General features: G+C 65.9%; 16 protein-coding genes. 10 read left to right on the forward strand and 6 right to left on the reverse strand.

The window, feature by feature from the left end; genetic code table 11:
• Nucleotides 1-20 precede the first annotated feature (20 nt).
• Nucleotides 21-1,358, reverse strand: coding sequence for an MFS transporter (locus tag QX010_RS24640; protein WP_315803397.1), 1,338 nt, complete (start codon nucleotides 1,356-1,358; stop codon nucleotides 21-23).
• Nucleotides 1,359-1,795: 437 nt separating this feature from the next.
• Here QX010_RS24640 and QX010_RS24645 point away from each other — a divergent pair, with 437 nt between their 5' ends.
• Nucleotides 1,796-2,821, forward strand: a complete 1,026-nt coding sequence (locus QX010_RS24645; RefSeq protein ID WP_315803398.1) for a histone deacetylase family protein — start codon at nucleotides 1,796-1,798, stop codon at nucleotides 2,819-2,821.
• Nucleotides 2,822-3,044: 223 nt separating this feature from the next.
• Nucleotides 3,045-4,478 (forward strand): lysophospholipase, encoded by a 1,434-nt coding sequence (locus tag QX010_RS24650; RefSeq protein WP_316182438.1) that lies wholly within the window; start codon nucleotides 3,045-3,047, stop codon nucleotides 4,476-4,478.
• Between the two features lie 13 nt (nucleotides 4,479-4,491).
• On the opposite strand, the gene ppsA is transcribed toward QX010_RS24650, so the two are convergent.
• Complete coding sequence (ppsA, locus tag QX010_RS24655) at nucleotides 4,492-6,945, reverse strand: phosphoenolpyruvate synthase (RefSeq protein WP_316182439.1); 2,454 nt, start codon at nucleotides 6,943-6,945, stop codon at nucleotides 4,492-4,494.
• 174 nt (nucleotides 6,946-7,119) lie between these two features.
• Here ppsA and QX010_RS24660 point away from each other — a divergent pair, with 174 nt between their 5' ends.
• The gene (locus QX010_RS24660; RefSeq protein ID WP_315803401.1) at nucleotides 7,120-8,247 is read left to right on the forward strand and encodes an SbmA/BacA-like family transporter; all 1,128 of its coding nucleotides are present in this window, start codon (nucleotides 7,120-7,122) and stop codon (nucleotides 8,245-8,247) included.
• Here QX010_RS24660 and QX010_RS24665 read toward each other — a convergent pair.
• Genes QX010_RS24665 through QX010_RS24675 form a run of 3 tightly spaced genes read right to left on the reverse strand, consistent with a single transcriptional unit; the run spans nucleotide 8,207 to nucleotide 11,487 of the window.
• Complete coding sequence (locus tag QX010_RS24665; protein ID WP_315803402.1) at nucleotides 8,207-9,145, reverse strand: 1-phosphofructokinase family hexose kinase; 939 nt, start codon at nucleotides 9,143-9,145, stop codon at nucleotides 8,207-8,209. The two genes, QX010_RS24660 and QX010_RS24665, sit on opposite strands and share 41 nt — an antisense overlap.
• 6 nt (nucleotides 9,146-9,151) lie before the next feature.
• Nucleotides 9,152-10,132 (reverse strand): glucokinase, encoded by a 981-nt coding sequence (gene glk, locus QX010_RS24670; protein ID WP_316182442.1) that lies wholly within the window; start codon nucleotides 10,130-10,132, stop codon nucleotides 9,152-9,154.
• 2 nt (nucleotides 10,133-10,134) lie between these two features.
• A complete protein-coding gene (locus QX010_RS24675) occupies nucleotides 10,135-11,487 on the reverse strand; it encodes a GH1 family beta-glucosidase (RefSeq protein ID WP_316182475.1) in 1,353 nt (450 codons plus the stop codon).
• 212 nt (nucleotides 11,488-11,699) lie between these two features.
• Here QX010_RS24675 and QX010_RS24680 point away from each other — a divergent pair, with 212 nt between their 5' ends.
• Genes QX010_RS24680 through QX010_RS24700 form a run of 5 tightly spaced genes read left to right on the forward strand, consistent with a single transcriptional unit; the run spans nucleotide 11,700 to nucleotide 17,103 of the window.
• Complete coding sequence (locus QX010_RS24680; protein WP_315803404.1) at nucleotides 11,700-12,650, forward strand: ABC transporter permease; 951 nt, start codon at nucleotides 11,700-11,702, stop codon at nucleotides 12,648-12,650.
• A gap of 8 nt (nucleotides 12,651-12,658) precedes the next feature.
• The gene (locus QX010_RS24685) at nucleotides 12,659-13,525 is read left to right on the forward strand and encodes an ABC transporter permease (RefSeq protein WP_316182444.1); all 867 of its coding nucleotides are present in this window, start codon (nucleotides 12,659-12,661) and stop codon (nucleotides 13,523-13,525) included.
• Nucleotides 13,522-14,532: an ABC transporter ATP-binding protein gene (locus tag QX010_RS24690; RefSeq protein WP_316182446.1), complete on the forward strand. Its 1,011-nt coding sequence runs from the start codon at nucleotides 13,522-13,524 to the stop codon at nucleotides 14,530-14,532. Before QX010_RS24685 ends, QX010_RS24690 begins: the two co-directional genes overlap by 4 nt.
• A 14-nt stretch (nucleotides 14,533-14,546) precedes the next feature.
• Complete coding sequence (locus tag QX010_RS24695) at nucleotides 14,547-15,581, forward strand: oligopeptide/dipeptide ABC transporter ATP-binding protein (protein ID WP_316182476.1); 1,035 nt, start codon at nucleotides 14,547-14,549, stop codon at nucleotides 15,579-15,581.
• A 34-nt stretch (nucleotides 15,582-15,615) separates the two neighbouring features.
• Nucleotides 15,616-17,103 (forward strand): ABC transporter substrate-binding protein, encoded by a 1,488-nt coding sequence (locus tag QX010_RS24700; protein ID WP_315803407.1) that lies wholly within the window; start codon nucleotides 15,616-15,618, stop codon nucleotides 17,101-17,103.
• Nucleotides 17,104-17,391: 288 nt separating this feature from the next.
• Here the strand turns inward: QX010_RS24700 and QX010_RS24705 are convergent, their stop codons facing one another.
• Complete coding sequence (locus QX010_RS24705) at nucleotides 17,392-17,553, reverse strand: hypothetical protein (protein ID WP_315714266.1); 162 nt, start codon at nucleotides 17,551-17,553, stop codon at nucleotides 17,392-17,394.
• A 225-nt stretch (nucleotides 17,554-17,778) separates the two neighbouring features.
• Between QX010_RS24705 and QX010_RS24710 the strand changes: the two genes are divergently transcribed.
• Both QX010_RS24710 and QX010_RS24715 read left to right on the forward strand, forming a co-directional pair.
• Nucleotides 17,779-18,672 (forward strand): NAD(P)/FAD-dependent oxidoreductase, encoded by an 894-nt coding sequence (locus tag QX010_RS24710; RefSeq protein ID WP_315803408.1) that lies wholly within the window; start codon nucleotides 17,779-17,781, stop codon nucleotides 18,670-18,672.
• Nucleotides 18,673-18,781: 109 nt separating this feature from the next.
• Entirely contained in the window at nucleotides 18,782-18,949 is a 168-nt protein-coding gene (locus QX010_RS24715) for a hypothetical protein (RefSeq protein ID WP_315803409.1), read from the forward strand.
• The last annotated feature ends 1 nt before the right edge of the window (nucleotide 18,950 follow it).

An 18,950-nucleotide genomic window follows, 5' to 3' on the forward strand; every position in this document is an offset into this window, starting at 1 on the left:
CGCGAAGCTGAGCGTGGTGCTCAGGAGGCTCGGAGCTGGACGCGCTGGATCTTGCCGACGATCAGCAAGTAGGCGCACGCCGCGACCAGGGCGTTGAGGCCGACGAACACCAGCGCGCCGTTGAAGGAGCCGGTGGCCGACAGGATGTAGCCGATCACGATCGGAGTGGTGATGCTGGAGAGGTTGCCGAAGGTGTTGAACAGGCCGCCGGAGACGCCGCCGGCTTCCTTCGGCGAGGTGTCGGAGACCACAGCCCAGCCGAGCGCGCCGATGCCCTTGCCGAAGAACGCCAGCGCCATCAGGCCGACCACCAGCGCCTGTCCGTCGACATAGTTGCAGCCGATGATTGCCATCGACAGCAGCATGCCGCCGACGATCGGGATCTTGCGGGCGAGCGTCAGCGATCCCGTCTTGCGCAGGATGGCGTCGGAGATGAAACCGCCGAGCACGCCGCCGATGAAGCCGCACAGCGCCGGCAGGGTGGCGACGAAGCCGGCCTGCAGGATCGACAGGCCGCGCTCCTTGACCAGATAGACCGGGAACCAGGTCAGGAAGAAATAGGTCAGCGTGTTGATGCAGTACTGGCCGATATAGACGCCGAGCATCATGCGGTTCGACAGCAACTGTCCGATATGCGACCAGGTCGGACCACCGGAGGTAGCCTTGGCGTCCTTCGCGCCCTCCATGTCGACCAGCGCGCCGCCGTCCTTGATGTAGTCGAGCTCGGCCTGGTTGACGCTCGCGTGCTCCTTCGGTCCGTACATGGTCCTGATCCACATCAGGCCCATGAGGATGCCGAGCGCACCCATCACTGTGAAGACGTGGCGCCAACCGAACGCATGCGCGATCCAGCCCATCAGCGGCGCGAAGATCACGGTCGCGAAATACTGGCCCGAGTTGAAGAAGGCCGACGCCGTGCCGCGCTCGTTGCTCGGAAACCAGGCGGCGACGATGCGGGCATTGGCCGGGAAGCTCGGCGCTTCGGCGAGACCGACCAGGAAGCGCAACGCGAACAGCGCGGTGACCGCGGCGGCGCCGGAAAAGAAGCCGATCCAACCCTGCATCATGGTGAAGATCGACCAGATCACGATGCTGCAGGCATAGACCCAGCGCGAACCGAAGCGGTCGAGCAGCCAGCCGCCCGGCACCTGCGCGAGCACATAGGACCAGCCGAAGGCGGAGAACACATAGCCCATCGCGACGGGATCGAGATGCAGCTCCTTGGACAGCGAAGGTCCTGCGATCGACAAGGTCGCCCGGTCGGCGTAGTTCACGGTCGTGACCAGGAACAGCATGGTCACGATAAACAGCCGCACGCGTGATCGGCGCAATTCGGCCGTGGTTACGATAGCGCTCATGCGCTCCACCTCTCTTGTACGTTCCTCGATGACTGTCCTAGAGGAGAGGGAGGGCCGGGGTCCAAACCGAAGCCTGTATCAATCGATGCAAATTTTGGATCGATCCCCGGGGTCTCCATGCCGGTTGAAGCCTGGGGCTCGTCACCAGCCGCGGCTTGCGATGCATGAGCTGGTCAGGCTTGCGCGCCGAGGTTTTGCAGATTTCGTGGCGCAGTCGACCGCCGTCGCGGCGGATCTCTCCCCACATCCACCGCGCCTCACGCGCCGGATCGCCTGGATCCCGACGCACTCGCTGCCGAGAAGATACGATGCACAGCGTACCGTTCCGCCGGTTGGAAGCTGCCGGCACGGACCGATCGACGTGCGAACCATCCGTGCTTGTATCCGTCGTGACTGCGTGCACAATCGTCGGTGCGAGCGAACAGGAGCCATTGCGCGTGAAGGCCGTCTACACCGAGCTGCATCGCAGCCATGATCCGCAATTCTATCTGGTGCGTGGCGTCGTCAAGCGCACCACCGAGCAGCCCGAGCGGGCGGATCGTTTGCTTGCGGGATTGAAGGCCGGCCATCACGAGTTGGTCGCGCCGCTTCATTTCGGCCAGGAAGCTCGCGCGCGCGTGCACAGTCCGGAATACCTCAATTTCCTGGAAGAGGCGTGGGACGCCTGGGCCGCGCTCGGCGATGCCGGTGCGGAAATGATCCCGAACATTCATCCCGTTCGCAATGCCGCCACCTATCCGACGCACATCGTCGGGCGGCTGGGCTGGCACACGACCGATACCTCAGCGCCGATCGGGCCGGGGACGTGGGAAGGCGCCTGCGCCGCGACCGACGTGGCTGCGACCGCAGCGCAACTGCTGCTCGACGGCGAGGATGCGATGTACGCACTGTGCCGGCCGCCGGGCCACCATGCGTATCGGGACATGGCCTCGGGCTTCTGCTTCATGAACAACTCCGCCATCGCGGCCGCGCATCTGCGTCAGCGCCACGAGCGCGTCGCCATCCTCGACGTCGACGTCCATCACGGCAACGGCACGCAGGGCATCTTCTACGAGCGGCCCGACGTGCTGACCATCTCGATCCACGCCGACCCCACGCATTACTATCCGTTCGTCTGGGGCTATGCGCATGAGCGCGGTGCAGGCGCCGGGCTTGGCGCCAACCTCAACATTCCGCTGCCGCTCAAGAGCGGCGACGACACCTATCTCAAGGCGTTCGAGACCGCGGCCAAGACGATCCATGCGTTCGCGCCCGGTGCGCTCGTGGTGGCGCTCGGCCTCGATGCCTCCGAGCACGATCCGCTCAAGGGGCTCTCCGTGACCACGCCAGGTTTCCGTCGCATCGGCGGCGCGATCGCGCGGCTCGGCCTTCCCACGGTGTTCGTGCAGGAGGGCGGCTATCTCTCGGACATTCTCGGGCAGAACCTGACCGCGGTGCTCGGAGGCTTCGAAGCGGCGCGGTAGGCCTTCATCTCGTCCTCGCGATCTCTTCCTGGTGTGCCTGCAGAACGCCATCGCAAATCATTCGCATAGCGGCGCTTGACGTGCGGAGGCGAGCCGCGACGCGACCACGCGAGGCTCGACAGAGCAGGTGACTGGCGAAACATCCGGCTCCAATTGCTGCACCATTTAGCAAGTGCTAGGCTTTGCGAACTACCCTCGGCTGTAGTCGGCTCGGAGGGACGTGATGAAGCGGCGAATGATCGGCCTGGATACCCTGGTCGGGGGACCCGAAGAGGCATTGGCCCAGCCGACGGCCAAGCTGACCCCGTCGGAGCTCAGCTCCGCAGCCTCGGCCGGCCGGCCATCCCGGCGAAGGCTGCTGGCCTCAGCCGGCCTCGGCCTCGGCGCTGCGGCATTTTCGTTTTCCTCCGGCCCGTCTTTCGCGCAGCCACGTGACGGCGCAAGCCTTGGCCGGCCGGTGCGCGTCAGCAAGGATCGGCTCGATGCGCTCGCAGCGAAGCTCCACGCCGTCTTCAATGAGCAGAATATCTTGCCGCCATTCTCGGCCGACAAGCACGGGGCGCGGGTCGACGTCGAACTGCGCCGGCTGACGACCTACACGCGCATCCCCAGCACCGGTGAGCGCGTCAAGGTCAGCGGCCTGCTCGCGCTGCCCGCCGATCACAAGGGCGCACTGCCGGTCGTGTCGTGGCAGCACGGCACCATCCTGTCGTTCGACCAGGTCCCGTCCAATCTCGTCAAGCTGGCCGATCCGAACTACGAGCCGCGCGACAATGTCGATTCGATCGAGACGCTGTTCAACGTCCAGCGCCTGGTCGGCAACGGGTTTGCGTTGATCGCGGCCGACTATCTCGGCAAGGGACCGTATCGCCAGGGGCGAGGCGAGGCCTATGCGGTGAAGGACGCGACCGTGCAGTGCTGCCTGGACGTGTTGAACGCGGGTCTGCTCGCGCTCGATCACCTCGGCCTGCGAAAGACCGGGCTGTTCCTGAACGGCTGGTCGCAGGGTGCCTTGAACACGCAATGGCTGCGCCAGGAGCTGCAGCGGCGGCGCGTCGCGGTGGCGGCGAGCGCCACGCAAAGTCCGTTCAACAATCTTGCGGATTCGATGCGCTATTGGGTGTCCGCCCAACCGGGCAGCGCGTCGACCGACAGCACCTATCCGAAGCAGCCGATCTGGATCACGCCGTGCGTCATCGTCCTCCTGGGCAGCTATCGCCAGTATTACCGGCTCGGCGACCTGTTCAAGACTGCGATCAAGCCGCAGCACGTCGCGCTGGCCGAGAAATACTGGGCCGACTACAGCATGGACGAGACGTTCAGCAAGTCGGTGCCGCAGCCCTCGGATCTGCTGGTCGACGGCTTCTTCGAGCGCTTCACCCACGAGACCAACAGCCGCTTCCTCCGCCGCCTGGCCGGCAACAGCTCGACCTATTGGGACTATGACGCCCCGATGCGGTTCTACTACGGCCTTCTCGACGAGGCGCTGCCGCCGAGCCTCGTCAAGATGCCGCTGGCGGCCGACGGCCGCTTTGCGCAAGGCATCGCGGTCGCCGGCGCCAGCCATCGCGGCACGTTCCTGGCAAGCCTCTATGGCGGCGGCCACGTCATCGGCGGCGCTTCGACCGTGCTGGACTTCTTCAAGACCAGTTCCTGAATTTCGGCGATGATCAGCTTGCCAGCGCCTGCGGCCTGTGGGTCGCGAGCTCCCGCTCGGCGGTGCGGACGATCTCCATGGTGCGCACGACGCTCGCCGGATTGACGCTGATCGAATCGATGCCGAGTTCGGCCAGATAGCGCGCGACTTCCGGATAGTTGGCCGGCGCCTCGCCGCAGATGCCGACATGGCGATGGTTGCGGTGCGCGCCCTCGACCGCCATCCGCAGCATCGCCAGCAGGCCGGGATCACGCTCGTCGAAATCGAAGGCGACGATGTCGGAGTCGCGGTCGACGCCGAGCGTGAGCTGGGTGAGATCGTTGGAGCCGATCGAGAAGCCGTCGAAATGTTTGGCGAACTCGTCGATCAGGATGACGTTGTTCGGGATCTCGCACATCATGTAGATCTCGAGCCCGTTTTCGCCTCTCACGAGGCCATGCCCGGCCATCGCCGCAATCACCTTGCGTGCCTCCTCCACGCGGCGGCAGAACGGGATCATGATCTTCAGATTGGAGAGCCCCATCGTGTCGCGCACGCGCTGCAACGCCGCGCATTCCAGCGCGAAACCGGCGGCGTAGGCGGGATGCGCATAGCGCGAGGCGCCGCGGAAGCCGAGCATCGGGTTCTCTTCCTTCGGCTCGAAATCGGAGCCGCCGATCAGGCTGGCATATTCGTTGGTCTTGAAGTCCGAGAGGCGCACGATCACCGGCCGCGGGTAGAATGCCGCGGCGATGGTGCCGACGCCTTCCGACAGCCGCTCGACGAAGAAGTCGGCGGGCTTCTTGTAGCGCGCGGTCAGGCGCTTGATCGTCGCGCGATCTTTTGCCGTGGTCACCTTTGCGGGCGTCGCCAGCGCCATCGGGTGGATGCCGATCGCCTGGTTGATGATGAACTCCATGCGCGCAAGGCCCACGCCATCGTTCGGCAGCAGCGCGGTCTTGAAGGCCAGTTCGGGGTTGCCGAGATTGACCATGATCTCGGTGCGCGGCTTCTCCAGTCTGTCGATCGCCAGGCGCTCGACATCGAACGGCAGTGCGCCGTCGTAGACATGGCCGGCATCGCCCTCGGCGCAGCAGACGGTGACCGTCGTTCCGGTCTTCGCGCGCTTGCTGAAATCCTCCGTGCCGACCACGGCCGGCACGCCGAGTTCCCGAGCGATGATCGCGGCATGGCAGGTGCGGCCGCCATGATCCGTGACGATCGCCGCCGCGGTCTTCATCACCGGCTCCCAGTCCGGACTGGTCGACGCGGCGACCAGCACCTCGCCGGGGCGGAACGCGTTCAGATCCTTGGGATTGCGGATCAAGCGGATCTTGCCGGTGGCGATCTTTTCGCCCACGGCGCGGCCGGTTGCCAGCGTCCTGCCGGTCTTCTTCAGAACGTAGGTCTCGATCGCCTCGGGCCGCCGCTGCGAGGCCACTGTCTCCGGCCGCGCCTGGATGATGTAGAGCGCACCGTCGCGACCGTCCTTGGCCCATTCGATGTCCATAGGTGTCGGCCTGCCAGCCTTCTGCGAGTAGTGCGCCTCCACGACGATGGTGGCCTGCGCCAGCTCCAGCACGTCGGCGTCGCTGATGCAGAATTTCGCCCTGTCGGCCGGCGGCGTCGTCTCGGTGCGCGTCGTGGGGCCGCGGCTTCGTGCGCCGGCCTTTACGCCGGCTTTGGCATAGACCATCCGCTTGTCCTTGGCGCCGAGCCGGCGCGACAGCACGCTGCGGAAGCCGGCCGCGAAGGTCGGCTTGTGGACGTAGAACTCGTCCGGATCGACCGTGCCCTGCACGATGGTCTCGCCGAGGCCATAGACCCCGGTGATGAAGGCGACGTCGCGAAAGCCGCTCTCGGTGTCCAACGAGAACATCACGCCGCTCGCGGCGCGGTCCGAGCGTACCATCTTCATCACCGCCACCGAAAGCGCGACCTTGTCGTGGTCGAAACCGTTGTCGATGCGGTAGGAGATCGCGCGGTCCGTATAGAGCGAGGCGAAGCAGCGGCGGCACGCCTCGAACAGGTCCTTGGCGCCGCGAATGTTGAGAAAGCTCTCGTGCTGGCCTGCGAAGCTCGCATTCGGCAGGTCCTCGGCGGTGGCCGAGCTGCGCACGGCAACCGCGACGCCGCGGCCATACTCCTGCTCCAGCTGCTTGTAGGCCTCTGCGACCTCGTAGCGCAGGTCGTCACGGTCGGTCGCCGCGAAAACGATCGCGCGCGCCTTCGCCGCGCGTTTGGCGAGATCGGCGATGCGGCGCTTGTCGAGGCCTGCGAGCAGCTTGCGCAGCTCGTCGTCAGCGCCGGTCGCGCGCAAGGCATCGCGATAGGCGGCGGCCGTCAGTGCGAAGCCGTTGGGTACGCGCACGCCCTGCGACGCCAGCGCCGAATACAGCTCGCCGAGCGAGGCCGTCTTGCCGCCGACCCCGGGCACGTCCTCGATACGAAGGTCCTTGAACCAGCGGATGTAGCCGGGTGCCGTCATCGGTGATCTCCCGCATCGCAGCGCGAGCTTCAGTTTGTCGCGACGGGCGGCGGCTGCCTTGCGCAAGATCAAGCAGGGCGCTCCGCGAGCCCCTTAAATCGCGAGATGACAACGGTTCCACCATAGGCAAGGATGTTTGGTAAGACTCATCAATCGCACCCATCCGGATCACCAATGATCTCCGACGACGAGAACGAGGACGGCAATCGCGAATGGTCGCGGTTCTGGCTCACGGCGCGGCAATTCTGGCTCGGATCGACGGCATGGCGGGTCTGGCTGCTCTGCGTCGCCCTGATCGTCCTCGTGGTGCTTCAGCTCTACGTGCAGTTTCGGTTCAATTACTGGAACAGGGATTTCTTCGACGCATTGGAAGGCCGCGATCCGACGCGGCTGCGGCAGCAGGCCACTCTGCTCATTCCGCTCTGCCTGGCGAGCGTCGTGCTGGCGATCGTCTCGGTGTGGGGCCGCATGGTGATGCAACGCAACTGGCGGCAATGGTTGAGCACCAAGGTGATCAACTATTGGGTCGAGAACGATCGCTATGCGCGGCTCGCGACGGTGCAGGGCGATCTGAAGATTCCGGAGTATCGCATTGCCGAGGACATCCGCATCGCCACCGATGCACCGATCGACTTCGTGGTCAGTGTGATCTCCTCGCTGCTGACGGCGGTCGTGTTCGTCCAGGTGCTGTGGCAGGTTGGCGGATCCATCGGTTTTGCCGTAGCCGGGCACCAGTTGTGGATTCCAGGCTATCTGGTGGTCAGCGTCGTCATCTATTCCGGGCTGGTGACCGGGGCGATGCTGTGGGTCGGTTCGCCGCTCACGCGCGTCATCCAGACCAAGAACCAGGCCGAATCGGAGCTGATTACCGCAGCACATCACTTGCGCGACATCGGCGAAGGCATCGCGCCCAAGCAGGAAGAGCGCAGCGTCATTGCTGGGCTGTGGATGGCGCTCGACCGCACGATCCGGCAATGGAAGCGGCTGTGCTGGCAGCTGATGCGCAATACCCTGGTGTCTCATCTGAATTCGCTGCTCGCGCCGATCATCGGTCTCGTGCTGTGCGCGCCGAAGTTCCTCGATGATCAGATGACGCTGGGCGAACTCACCCAGGCTGCCGCCGCGTTCACGCTGGTGCAGGGGTCGTTCAATTGGATGGTGGACAATTTCAACCGCCTCGCCGAGTGGATGTCGTCGCTGGAGCGCGTCGGCGGGTTGCTGCTCTCGCTGGATCGGCTCAACGGTGATACGGCGAGCGATGTCACGCCGTCTCGAGCCGCACATCAGCCAGCAGACGGCTGACGTCGGCGGGATCGGACAGCGCGGTGCCGGTGCGCAGCAGCGCCGCGGCACCTGCGGCGACTGCAAAGCGAAACGCTTCGTCCAGCAGCTCGCCCGCGGCGAGCTTCGCGACCAGCGCGCCGAGAAAACTGTCGCCGGCGCCGACTGCGTTGACCGGCACCATCGTCAGCGGCTGAGCGCGCAGCACGCGGTGGCGGGTGACCAGCAGGGCGCCGAGATGACCCATGGTCAGCGCGACGGCGCCGGCCTTGCCGCTCGCGACCAGCGCGTGGGCGGCTTTCTCCCAGGCCGTTGCATCGGGCAGCGCGCCGCCGACCAGCTCTTGCATCTCGTGCAGCGACGGCTTGATCAGGTCGACCCCGCCGGCAACCGCCGCAGCCAAAGCTGGTCCCGAGGTGTCGAGCACGAATTGCGCGCCGTGTGACCGTGCAAGCGTCGCAACGCGCGCGTAGAAGTCGGCCGGCACGCCACGCGGCAGGCTGCCGCTGCCGACGACGAACCGGGGGAACGGATCCTGGGCCGCGAGCAGGGTAAGGCCGGCCTGCCACTCGGCCTCGGTCAGCGTCGGACCCGGCAGGATGAAGCGATAGGGCTGGCCGCTGACGCGCTCCTGGACGAAGAAATCCTCGCGCGTGTCCTCGGCCGTTGCCCAGGTGTGGCTGGCGACGCCTTCCTTCTCGACGAGTTGCTTCAGCAGAAGGCCGGTCGGGCCGCCGACCGGATAGAGCGCAGTGACGTCGCCGCCGAGTCGGGCGATGACGCGGGCGACGTTGATGCCGCCGCCTCCGGGATCTCGCTGTTGCGTCGTGCCGCGCAGCTTGGCCACCGGCACGATTTTCTCGACGGTCGTCGAGACGTCGACGGCCGGGTTCGGCGTGATCGTGACGATGTCGCTCATTCGATCTCAGTGCGTCGGGGAGCCGCCGCTCGCGGTGATGCCGGCCTCGAAGAACGATTTGAGGCCGAGAAAGCTGATGTCGGGCTTGGTGACGAGATGAACCGGGATCGGACGCAGATAGCTGTCATAGCGCCCCTTGCTCTCGAACTGCCGGCGGAAATCGGATCTGCCAAAGTAGTCCGGAAACCGCGGCGGGATGCCGCCGGCGATGTAGACGCCGCCGCGGGCGCAGAAGGTCAGCGCGAGGTTGCCGGCGACGGCGCCGAGCCAGGCGCAGAACATGTCGAGCGTCGCGCGGCTGGTGGCGCAGCTGCCGTCGAGCGCGGCGTGGGTGATCGCAGCGGCATCGCGCGGCGGCACGTCGACACCATCCACCGCCGCGACGGCTCGATAGACATTCTCGAGGCCCATGCCGGACAATGCGCGCTCGATCGAGACATGGCCGAAGCGCTCGCGCATCTTCGCCAGCACGGTGGCCTCGCGCGCCGTCGTCGCCGGCAGCGTGGCATGACCGGCCTCGGTCACGGCAACCGTGGGGTGGCCGTCGCCCGGCAGATAGCAGGCGGCGCCGAAGCCAGTGCCCGGGCCGATCACCAGCATCGGCGCGCCGTCGACCGCGGCGCTTCCGCCAAGCGAAAACAGGTCGTCGGGATGTAGCGCTGGCAGCGACCAGCCGACCGCCTCGAAATCGTTCAGGAGCTTGGCCGAGCGCAGCTTGAACCGCTCCGCCAGTTCGGCGCCGTCGATCACCCAGGTCGAGTTGGTCAGCATGCCGCGATTGCGTTCGATCGGGCCGGCGACGTCGAGCACGGCCGCGTTGGGCGCTCCGCCGGTTGCTTGGCGCGAGAGGAAGTCGGTGATCGCGTCAGCGATGGTCGGAAAATCCGCGACCTTGAGATGAGCAACCTCGCCGATGGTGCCGCCGTCAAGCAGCGCGAAGCGCGCATTGGTGCCGCCGATGTCGCCCAGAAGAACGCGTTCGCTCATCCTCACTCTTCCGCCCGGTTGTGCCGCCCGGCGGGATCGTCGGATGCCCGGTGAGCCGCAATCATGTTCGAATACCACCGCGCCGACGCCTTGGGAATGCGGCGCTGGGTGGCGCGATCGACATAGACAATGCCGAAGCGCTGCGAATAGCCTGCCCCCCATTCAAAATTATCCAGCAGCGACCAGACGAAATAGCCGCGCACGTCGGCGCCCGCCGCGATCGCCTGTTCCATCGCGGTCGTATACGCCTTGAGATAGCCGATCCTGCCGTCGTCCTGGATGCAGCCTGATGCATCGACGATGTCATTGGCCGCCGTTCCGTTCTCCAGGACGTAGATCGGAAGCCGGAACCGGCTGTGGATGTCCAGGAGCGTATCGCGGAACGCCTCGGGCACGACAGGCCAGCCGATTGCGCTGCGCGGCACTTCCGCGGGAGGCGGTCCGAAGCTGGCGCCCATCAGGTTGCTGCCCGCCTTGACGTAATGCGGCGAATAGTGATTGAGGCCGAACCAGTCGACGGGGCGAGCGATCTGCGCCATGTCGCCGGCTGCGATATAGGGTGCGACGGCCTCCTGGAGCTCCGGCGGGTAGCAGGCAAAGGCCTGCGGAAACGGGAAGGCATCGTTCCAATAGGCGGCGAGCCGCAAGGCGGCCGCGGCGTCCTCCGCACTGTCGCTCGCAGGGTAGCAGGGCTGCCGATTGTGGATGGCGCCGATCGAGGCGCCGGCCACGTCCCTGCGCAGCACGTCGACGGCGCGGCCATGGCCGAGATTGACGTGATGAATGGCCTTGTGCAGGGCCGCTCGATCGGCGATCCCCGGCGCGTGCCAGCCGAGGCCGTAGCCGAACAGGGTGAACACGCACGGCTCGTTGAAGGTCGCGAAGCGCTTGACCCGGTCGCCATAGCGCCGCGCGACCAGCGCGGCATAGTCGGCGAACCAGCCGGCGATGTCGCGGTTCTGCCAGCCGCCGAGCGCCTCCAGCGCCTGCGGCAGGTCCCAGTGGTAGAGACAGAGCCACGGCTCTATCTCAGCGGCAAGCAGGGCGTCGATGAGGCGGTCGTAGAAGGCGAGACCGGCTTCGTTGGCCGCGCCGCGGCCCTGCGGTAGCAGCCGCGGCCAGGCGACCGAGAACCGATAGGCATTGAGGCCGAGATCGCGCATCAGCGCTACATCCGCAGCGTAGCGATGATAGTGATCGCAGGCGGTCTCGGCGGTGTCGTTGTGGCTCACCCGGCCGGGGGCGCGCAGATAGACATCCCAGATGCTGTCGGCGCGGCCGTCGAGGTGCGCTGCGCCCTCGATCTGGAAGGCCGAGGTCGAGGCGCCCCAGAGAAAGCTCGGACGGATGGTCATGATCGAGATGGGCCCTTGCGTTGTTGCGATCAGCCGCATGATGGCGGTCGCCGGCGCTCCGCCGTTGACCGGGATCAAGCGGGCGATACCCCGGCCGGTGCGGTGTGCGAAGGTGCCTGCGTCGGGCAATGGCAATCATGCAGGCAACGGGCTTGCATCGGAGCCGAAAGCTGTGGAACGTGCGGCCGCCGAAAACTGGAGTCCCGGCGCGAATGAGCGTTTTTCTGCTGCGGCGCTTCCTGACCCTGCTGGCGACCCTCGTCGGCGCGTCGCTGATCATATTCCTGGTGCTCGACGCGCTCCCGGGTAACGCCGCCCAGATGCTGATGGGCGCGGATGCCTCGCCCGATGCGGTGAGGGCGCTGACCGTCAAGCTCGGGCTGGATCAGCCGCTGGCCTGGCGCTACCTGCACTGGATCGGCGGCCTGCTGACCGGCGATCTCGGCAACAGCTACGCCTATGGAACGCCGGTGGCCGAACTGATCCGCGAGCGGCTGGCGATGACCATTCCGCTCGCGATCCTGGCCATGGGACTCACGACCGTGCTGGCGCTCGCGGCCGGCATCTACACGGCCGCCAATCACAACCGCCTCGGCGACGTCGGCGTGATGTCGCTGACCCAGATCGGCATCGCCTTGCCGAACTTCTGGTTCGCGATCCTCCTCATCCTGTTGTTTGCAGTGAAGCTGCAATGGCTGTCGGCCGGCGGCTTCCCCGGCTGGGAGGACGGCATCTGGCCGGGCCTGCGCGCGCTGCTGTTGCCGGCTGTGGCGCTGGCCGTGGTGCAGGCCGCGATCCTGGCGCGGGTGACGCGCTCGGCCGTGCTCGACGTGCTGCGCGAGGATTTCGTGCGCACCGCGCGCGCCAAGGGCCTGACCAAGCGCGAGGTGCTGTGGCAGCACGTGCTGCGCAACGCGATGATCCCGGTGCTGACCGTGATGGGGCTGCAATTCGCCAATCTGCTCGCCGGCACCATCGTGATCGAGAACGTGTTCTATCTGCCCGGCCTGGGGCGCCTCATCTTCCAGTCGATCGCCAACCGCGACCTGATCGTCGTGCGCAACTGCGTGATGCTGCTGGCGGCGATGGTCATCATCGTCAACTTCGTGGTCGATGTGCTGTATGCGGTGATCGATCCACGCATCAAGGTGCACGAGTTGTGAGTTCTGCCGTGGTCGTTCAAACGGGCGCTGCGCCTGCGTCCAATGCGTTCTGGCGCCGCGCGCTGCGCCATCGCAGCTTCACGGTCGGCGCGCTGCTCTGTCTGCTGGTGCTTGGCGCCGCACTGCTGTCGCTGGTATGGACGCCATGGTCGGCCTATGAGATCGACGTCGCATCCAAATTGCGGCCGCCATCAGCAGCGCATTGGCTCGGCACCGACGTGCTCGGCCGCGACATCGTCTCGCTATTGCTGGTGGGTGCCCGCGCGACCATTCTGGTCGGCGTCATCGCCGTCGGCATCGGTCTCACCTGCGGCGTCTGCCTCGGCCTGGTCGCGGCCGCCCGGCGCGGCTGGACCGAGGAGCTGATCATGCGCTTCAGCGACTTCACCTTCGCCTTTCCCGCGGTGCTGTCGGCGATCATGCTGGCGGCGGTGATCGGGCCGGGCATGGCGACGTCGATCGCCGCGATCGGCATCTTCCAGATCCCGGTGTTCGTGCGCGTCACCCGCGGCCAGGCCGGCGCGATCTGGGCGCGCGAGTTCATCCTGGCGGCGCGCGCCGCCGGCAAGGGCCGCTTCCGCATCACCATCGAGCACGTGCTGCCGAACATCCTGTCGATCCTGATCGTGCAGGCGACGATCCAGTTCGCCCTGGCGATCCTGGCTGAGGCGGCGCTCTCCTATCTCGGCTTGGGCACCCAGCCGCCGCAGCCGTCCTGGGGACGGATGCTGAACGATGCGCAGACATTGCTGTTCCAGTCGCCGAGCCTCGCCGTGTATCCTGGTGCCGCCATCGCGCTCGCGGTGCTCGGCCTCAACCTGCTCGGCGACGGCTTGCGCGATCTGCTCGACCCACGGCTGGCGAGGCAGCGATGATGGCGAGCGATCAGCCTCTGCTCGATGTGTCGGGTCTCGGCATCCGGCTCAATACCAGCCGCGGCTCGGCGCAAGCTGTGCGCGAGGTCTCCTTCGCGCTCCGGCGCGGCGAGACGCTCGGCATCGTCGGCGAGTCCGGCTGCGGCAAGTCGATCACCGCGCTCGCTCTGCTTGGGCTTCTGCCCGACAGCGCCGTCGTTAGCGGCAGCATCAAGCTTGATGGCCGCGAGCTGGTCGGTCTCGGTGATGCCGATTATTGCACGCTGCGCGGCAACCGCATCAGCATGATCTTTCAGGAGCCGATGACCGCGCTCAACCCGATGCACACGATCGGCCACCAGGTGGCCGAGCCGCTGCTGCGGCATACCGGCTGCACGGCGACCGAGGCGAAGCGCCAGGCAATCGCGCTGCTCGACCGCGTCGGTCTGCCGGACCCCGTCCGACGCTACGACGCCTATCCGCACCAGTTCTCCGGCGGCCAGCGCCAGCGCATCACGATCGCGATGGCGCTTGCCTGCAAGCCCGACGTGCTGATTGCCGACGAGCCGACCACCGCGCTCGACGTCACCATCCAGCGCCAGATCCTCGATCTCATCGCCGATCTCGTGGCGGAGCAGGGCATGGCGATGATCCTGATCTCGCATGATCTCGGCGTGATCGCCGAGAACGTGCACCGCATGATCGTGATGTATGGTGGCACGGTGGTCGAGAGCGGCACCACCGACGCGGTGTTCTCGCGCATGGGTCATCCCTACACGCAGGGCCTGTTCAGGGCGCGGCCGCGGCTCGGGGCCCGCAAGGGCACGCGCCTCTCGACCATTGCCGGCACGGTGCCGGAGCTGGCCGATCTGCCGGCCGGTTGTCCGTTCGCAGATCGCTGTGGGCTGGTGATCGACGCCTGCCGCACCGCGCTGCCGTCTCTGGGCGAGATCGGCGCCGGGCACGGCGTCCGCTGCATCCGCGCCGATGCCGCGCTCGCGCGTGACCCGGTGGGAGTGGTCGCTTGAGCACCGCCGCGCAGATGTCGGCCGAGACGCCGCTGCTCGAGGTCACGGATCTCGTGCAGCGCTATGCGCTGCCGCGCGAGAGTCTGCTGCGGCCGCCCGGCGAGGTGCTCGCGTTGAACGGCGTGTCGCTGTCTTTGATGGCGGGCAAGAGTCTCGGCATCGTCGGTGAGTCCGGCTCCGGCAAATCGACCTTGGCGCGGCTGATCATGGCGCTGGAGAAGCCGTCATCGGGATCGGTGCTGATGGCCGGACGCGACCTCCACCGCCTTTCGGCGGATGAGTTGCGGCGCGCCCGCCGCGAATTCCAGATGGTGTTCCAAGACCCGTACGGATCGCTCGATCCGCGCCAGACCATTGCGCGCATCGTCGCCGAGCCGCTGACCGCTCTGCAGTCTCCTGATCGCGAAGTCCTGCGCACGCGCGTGGCCACGGTGCTGCGGCAGGTCGGATTGCGCGATGCCGACATGGACAAATATCCGCACGAGTTTTCCGGCGGCCAGCGCCAGCGCATCGCGATCGCGCGGGCGTTGATCACCCAGCCCAAGCTGATCGTCGCCGACGAGCCAGTCAGCGCGCTGGACGTGTCGGTGCAGGCGCAGGTGCTCAACCTGATGCAGGACCTGCAGGAGCAGTACGGCCTCAGCTACGTGCTGATCAGCCATGACCTCGCGGTCGTCGACTATCTCTGCGACGAGGTCGCGGTGATGTATCTCGGCCGCATCGTCGAGCGCGGGCGGCCGGAGGACCTGTTCGGCCAATGCGCGCATCCTTATACGCGCGCGTTGCTCGACGCCGTGCCTCGCGCGCAGGCTGGCGCTGTCAGGCGCCGGCGTACAGACGTTGCGATCGCCTCGCAGTCATCGGGAGCCGCCGGGTGTGCCTATGCGCCGCGCTGTCCGCTCGCCGATGCGCAGTGCCGCACGACGGCCCCCGCATTGCGAACGCTCACGGGAGCGCATTCGGCCGCCTGCCATAAAGCGGAAAGCGTGATGACGCTGCCGGCGCTCGTCGCAACGGAACAGCAGCCACTTGTCTCGAAGCCGCTTTGACGCGTAATTTGGTTTCCTCAGGGAGAAACAAACAATGTTGAAAAGACTATCGATCATCGTCTTGGCCGCGCTCGTTGCGGCCGCAGCGCCGGCTCACGCGCAGAACAAGAAGGACAGCGTCGTCGTCGGCATGACCTTGGAGCCGCCGGGGCTCGATCCGACCAGCGCGGCCGCGGCGGCCATCGCCGAGGTGACGCTCTACAACGTCTATGAGACGCTGACCAAGATCAACGAGGACGGCTCGGTTTCGCCGCTGCTGGCCTCGAGCTGGCAGGCCTCGTCCGATCTGAAGAGCTACACCTTCAAGCTCGCCAAGGGTGTGAAATTCCAGAACGGCGAGGCGTTCGACTCCGCCGCGGTGAAGTTCTCGTTCGAGCGCGCCGGCGCCGCCAACAGCACCAACAAGGACAAGGCGCTGTTCCAGGCGATGGAGTCCGTGACGGCTCCCGACGCCGAGACCATCGTCGTCAAGCTGAAATATTCTGAGCCCAACCTGCCGTTCCTGCTCGGACAGGCCACCGCATCGATCGTCGAGCCGAAGAGCGCACCGACCAACGCGACGCAGCCGGTCGGCACCGGGCCTTACACGCTGGGCGCCTGGGCCAAGGGCTCATCGCTGACCTTGAACAAATGGCCCGAGTATCGCAACGCCGCTGCCGTGAAGCTGTCCAAGGTGACGATACGCTTCATCTCCGATCCGGCGGCGCAGGTCGCGGCGCTGCTGTCCGGCGACGTGGACGCCTTCCCGCGCGGCACAACGGCGCGCACCTTGCCCCAGTTCAAGTCCGACCCGCGCTTCACCGTGCTGATCGGAGGCTCCAAGGCGAAGACCATCGTCACCATCAACAACAAGAAGAAGCCGCTCGACGACGTTCGCGTCCGCCGCGCGATCCTTGCTGCGATCGATCGCAAGGCGATGATTGAGGGCGCCGTCGACGGTCTGGGGACGCCGATCGGCAGCTTCTACGTGCCGGGCTCGCTCGGCTATGTCGACACCACCGACATCAATCCCTACGACCCGGAGAAGGCGAAGAAGCTGCTCGCCGAAGCCGGCGTGACCACGCCGCTGCAACTGTCGTTGCGGCTGCCGCCGCCGGCCTATGCGCGGCAGGGCGGCGAGGTGCTTGCGGCTCAGTTGGCCAAGGTCGGCATCGTCGCCAAGATCGAGAACCTCGAATGGGCGGCGTGGCTGTCACAGGTGTTCAACGGGCCGCATGATTTCGACCTGACGATCGTCTCGCATGTCGAGCCGTTCGATCTCGTGAAGTTCACCGAGAAGAACTACTATTTCGGCTATCAGTCCGAGGCCTTCGACAAGCTCTATCAGAAGATCGTCGATACGCCTGATGAGACCGGGCGTGCCAAGCTGCTCGGCGACGCCCAGCGCATGCTGGCGACCGATGCCGCTGCGGGCTTCCTGTTCCAGCCGCAGTGGATCACGATCATCAACAAGAAGCTCAAGGGCGTCTGGAAGGACGTGCCGCAGTTCGAGAATGATTTCTCGAGCTGGTCGTGGGAATGATTGTCGCCGCTCTTCGTATAACACCGCAGTGAAGCTGCACGATACAGCGCCCTCTCCCCTTGTGGGAGAGGGCATCGCCGGCCTATCCGCGTGCGCGGTAGGGTGAGGGGTATTGCTAGCGGTATTGCTGCGAATACGGCTCTCGCGGCGGGAGACCCCTCACCCAACCGCGTTTGCCGCTCTGTCCTACTTGTCTCTCCCACAAGGGGAGAGGGCGTATAAGCAGCCGCCGTGCTTTCGCAAATGATTGTCTGGTGGCTTCGATGAGCCACACGATCCTTGTCCAAATCAGTTCGGCCAATCGATCGGCGTGAAGCGCAACTGCCGCCGCCGCATCTCGGCCTGGAGCTCCTGCGCATACTGCTTGGCCCGATCACCGATCAGGCGGTAGGGGCCCCCGATCCGGCTGTCGGCGGCCACCTGCTTTCGGACACTTTCGTAGTACGCCATCAAGCTTTCATCGGTCGAATTTACAAATCGCATCCACGCGCCCTCGCAACAAATCCCCCTCGCTGCCAAGTTTGCACGGCTTTTCCGCCGCGGCAGCGACATAAGTTAACACTCGATGGCCGTGAATGGTTCCATTCTTGTTCCGGCGTCTCCGCCAGTTGACAAGAGGATCAGGAACCGTTCCGCCTCCCGACATTTGGTTCCGTTAGTTGAACGAGAGCGACAATGCACACCGAAGTACTTATCATCGGCGGCGGTCCCGCAGGCCTGATGGCCGCGATCTACCTCGCACGGTTCCGGCGCCGGGTCGTGATCGTCGACAGCGGCGCGTCGCGGGCGGCGCTGATTCCCCGGAGCCATAACCTGCCGGGTTTTCCGAACGGCATGCCTGGAAGCGAGCTGCTCGCACGGATGCAGCGGCAGGTCGAAGAACTTCACGTTCCGATCATCCGGAGCACGGTGAGCGCTCTCGACACGCGCGATGCAGATCTCGTTGCGACTCATGAGCGCGGAACGGTCACCGCAAAGCGCGTCATCCTCGCAACGGGGATTGTCGACAAGCAGCCGCCGTTGGCCGATTGGCGAGCGGCGGTCGGTGACGGCGAGCTGCGCTATTGTCCCGTCTGCGACGGCTTCGAAACCATCGGCCACAAGATTGCGATCGTGGGCGAGCTCGCCGATGCCGCCGGCAAGGCGCTGTTCATGCGCGTCTACAGTTCGGACGTCACCTTGATCCCGATCGATGATGCGCAGGATGCGGCCAAGCGGCAGGAGCTTGCCGCCGCCGGCGTTCGGGTGACGCCACAGCTTCATGCGTTGCAGCGCCGGGACGGTGCGCTCGAAGCGTCGTTCGTCGATGGCAGCCGCGCGCGGTTCGAGATCGTGTATCCTGCGATGGGGGCCGATGTCCGCTCCGACCTCGCCATCCGGCTCGGCGCGCGGCATACGACTGAGGGCTTTCTCGAGGTCGATGCCAAGCAGCGCTGCGGCGTCGCAGGACTCTATGGCATCGGCGACGTCGTCACCGACCTGCATCAGATCGCGGTGGCGTTCGGCCATGCCGCGGTCGCCGCCTGTCACGCGCATCATTCATTGCCGATGCGCCATGCGGAACCATAGCGGCAAGGCGGCGTGGAATTGATCACAACCTGAAATCGCGATATCCCATGTGAGTGCCGTTTGCGTTGATGTGTCGGACCATGATCTTATGGACAGAAGATCGGCATGCATGACTGCGGCATTGAGTTGTCGCGAGGAGGCCGAACGCGATCCGGCCCGCCGCGATCAGTGGTTGCAGCAGGCGTCGAAATGGATGGCGCTGGCGGGCGAGCAGGCGGGGCATGCCATGATCGTCTGCGAGCATGGTGCCGCGGCTCGTCACGACGCTAGCCGTTGAC

This window comes from Bradyrhizobium sp. SZCCHNRI1009 (assembly GCF_032487575.1).
Taxonomy (GTDB): Bacteria; Pseudomonadota; Alphaproteobacteria; order Rhizobiales; family Xanthobacteraceae; genus Bradyrhizobium.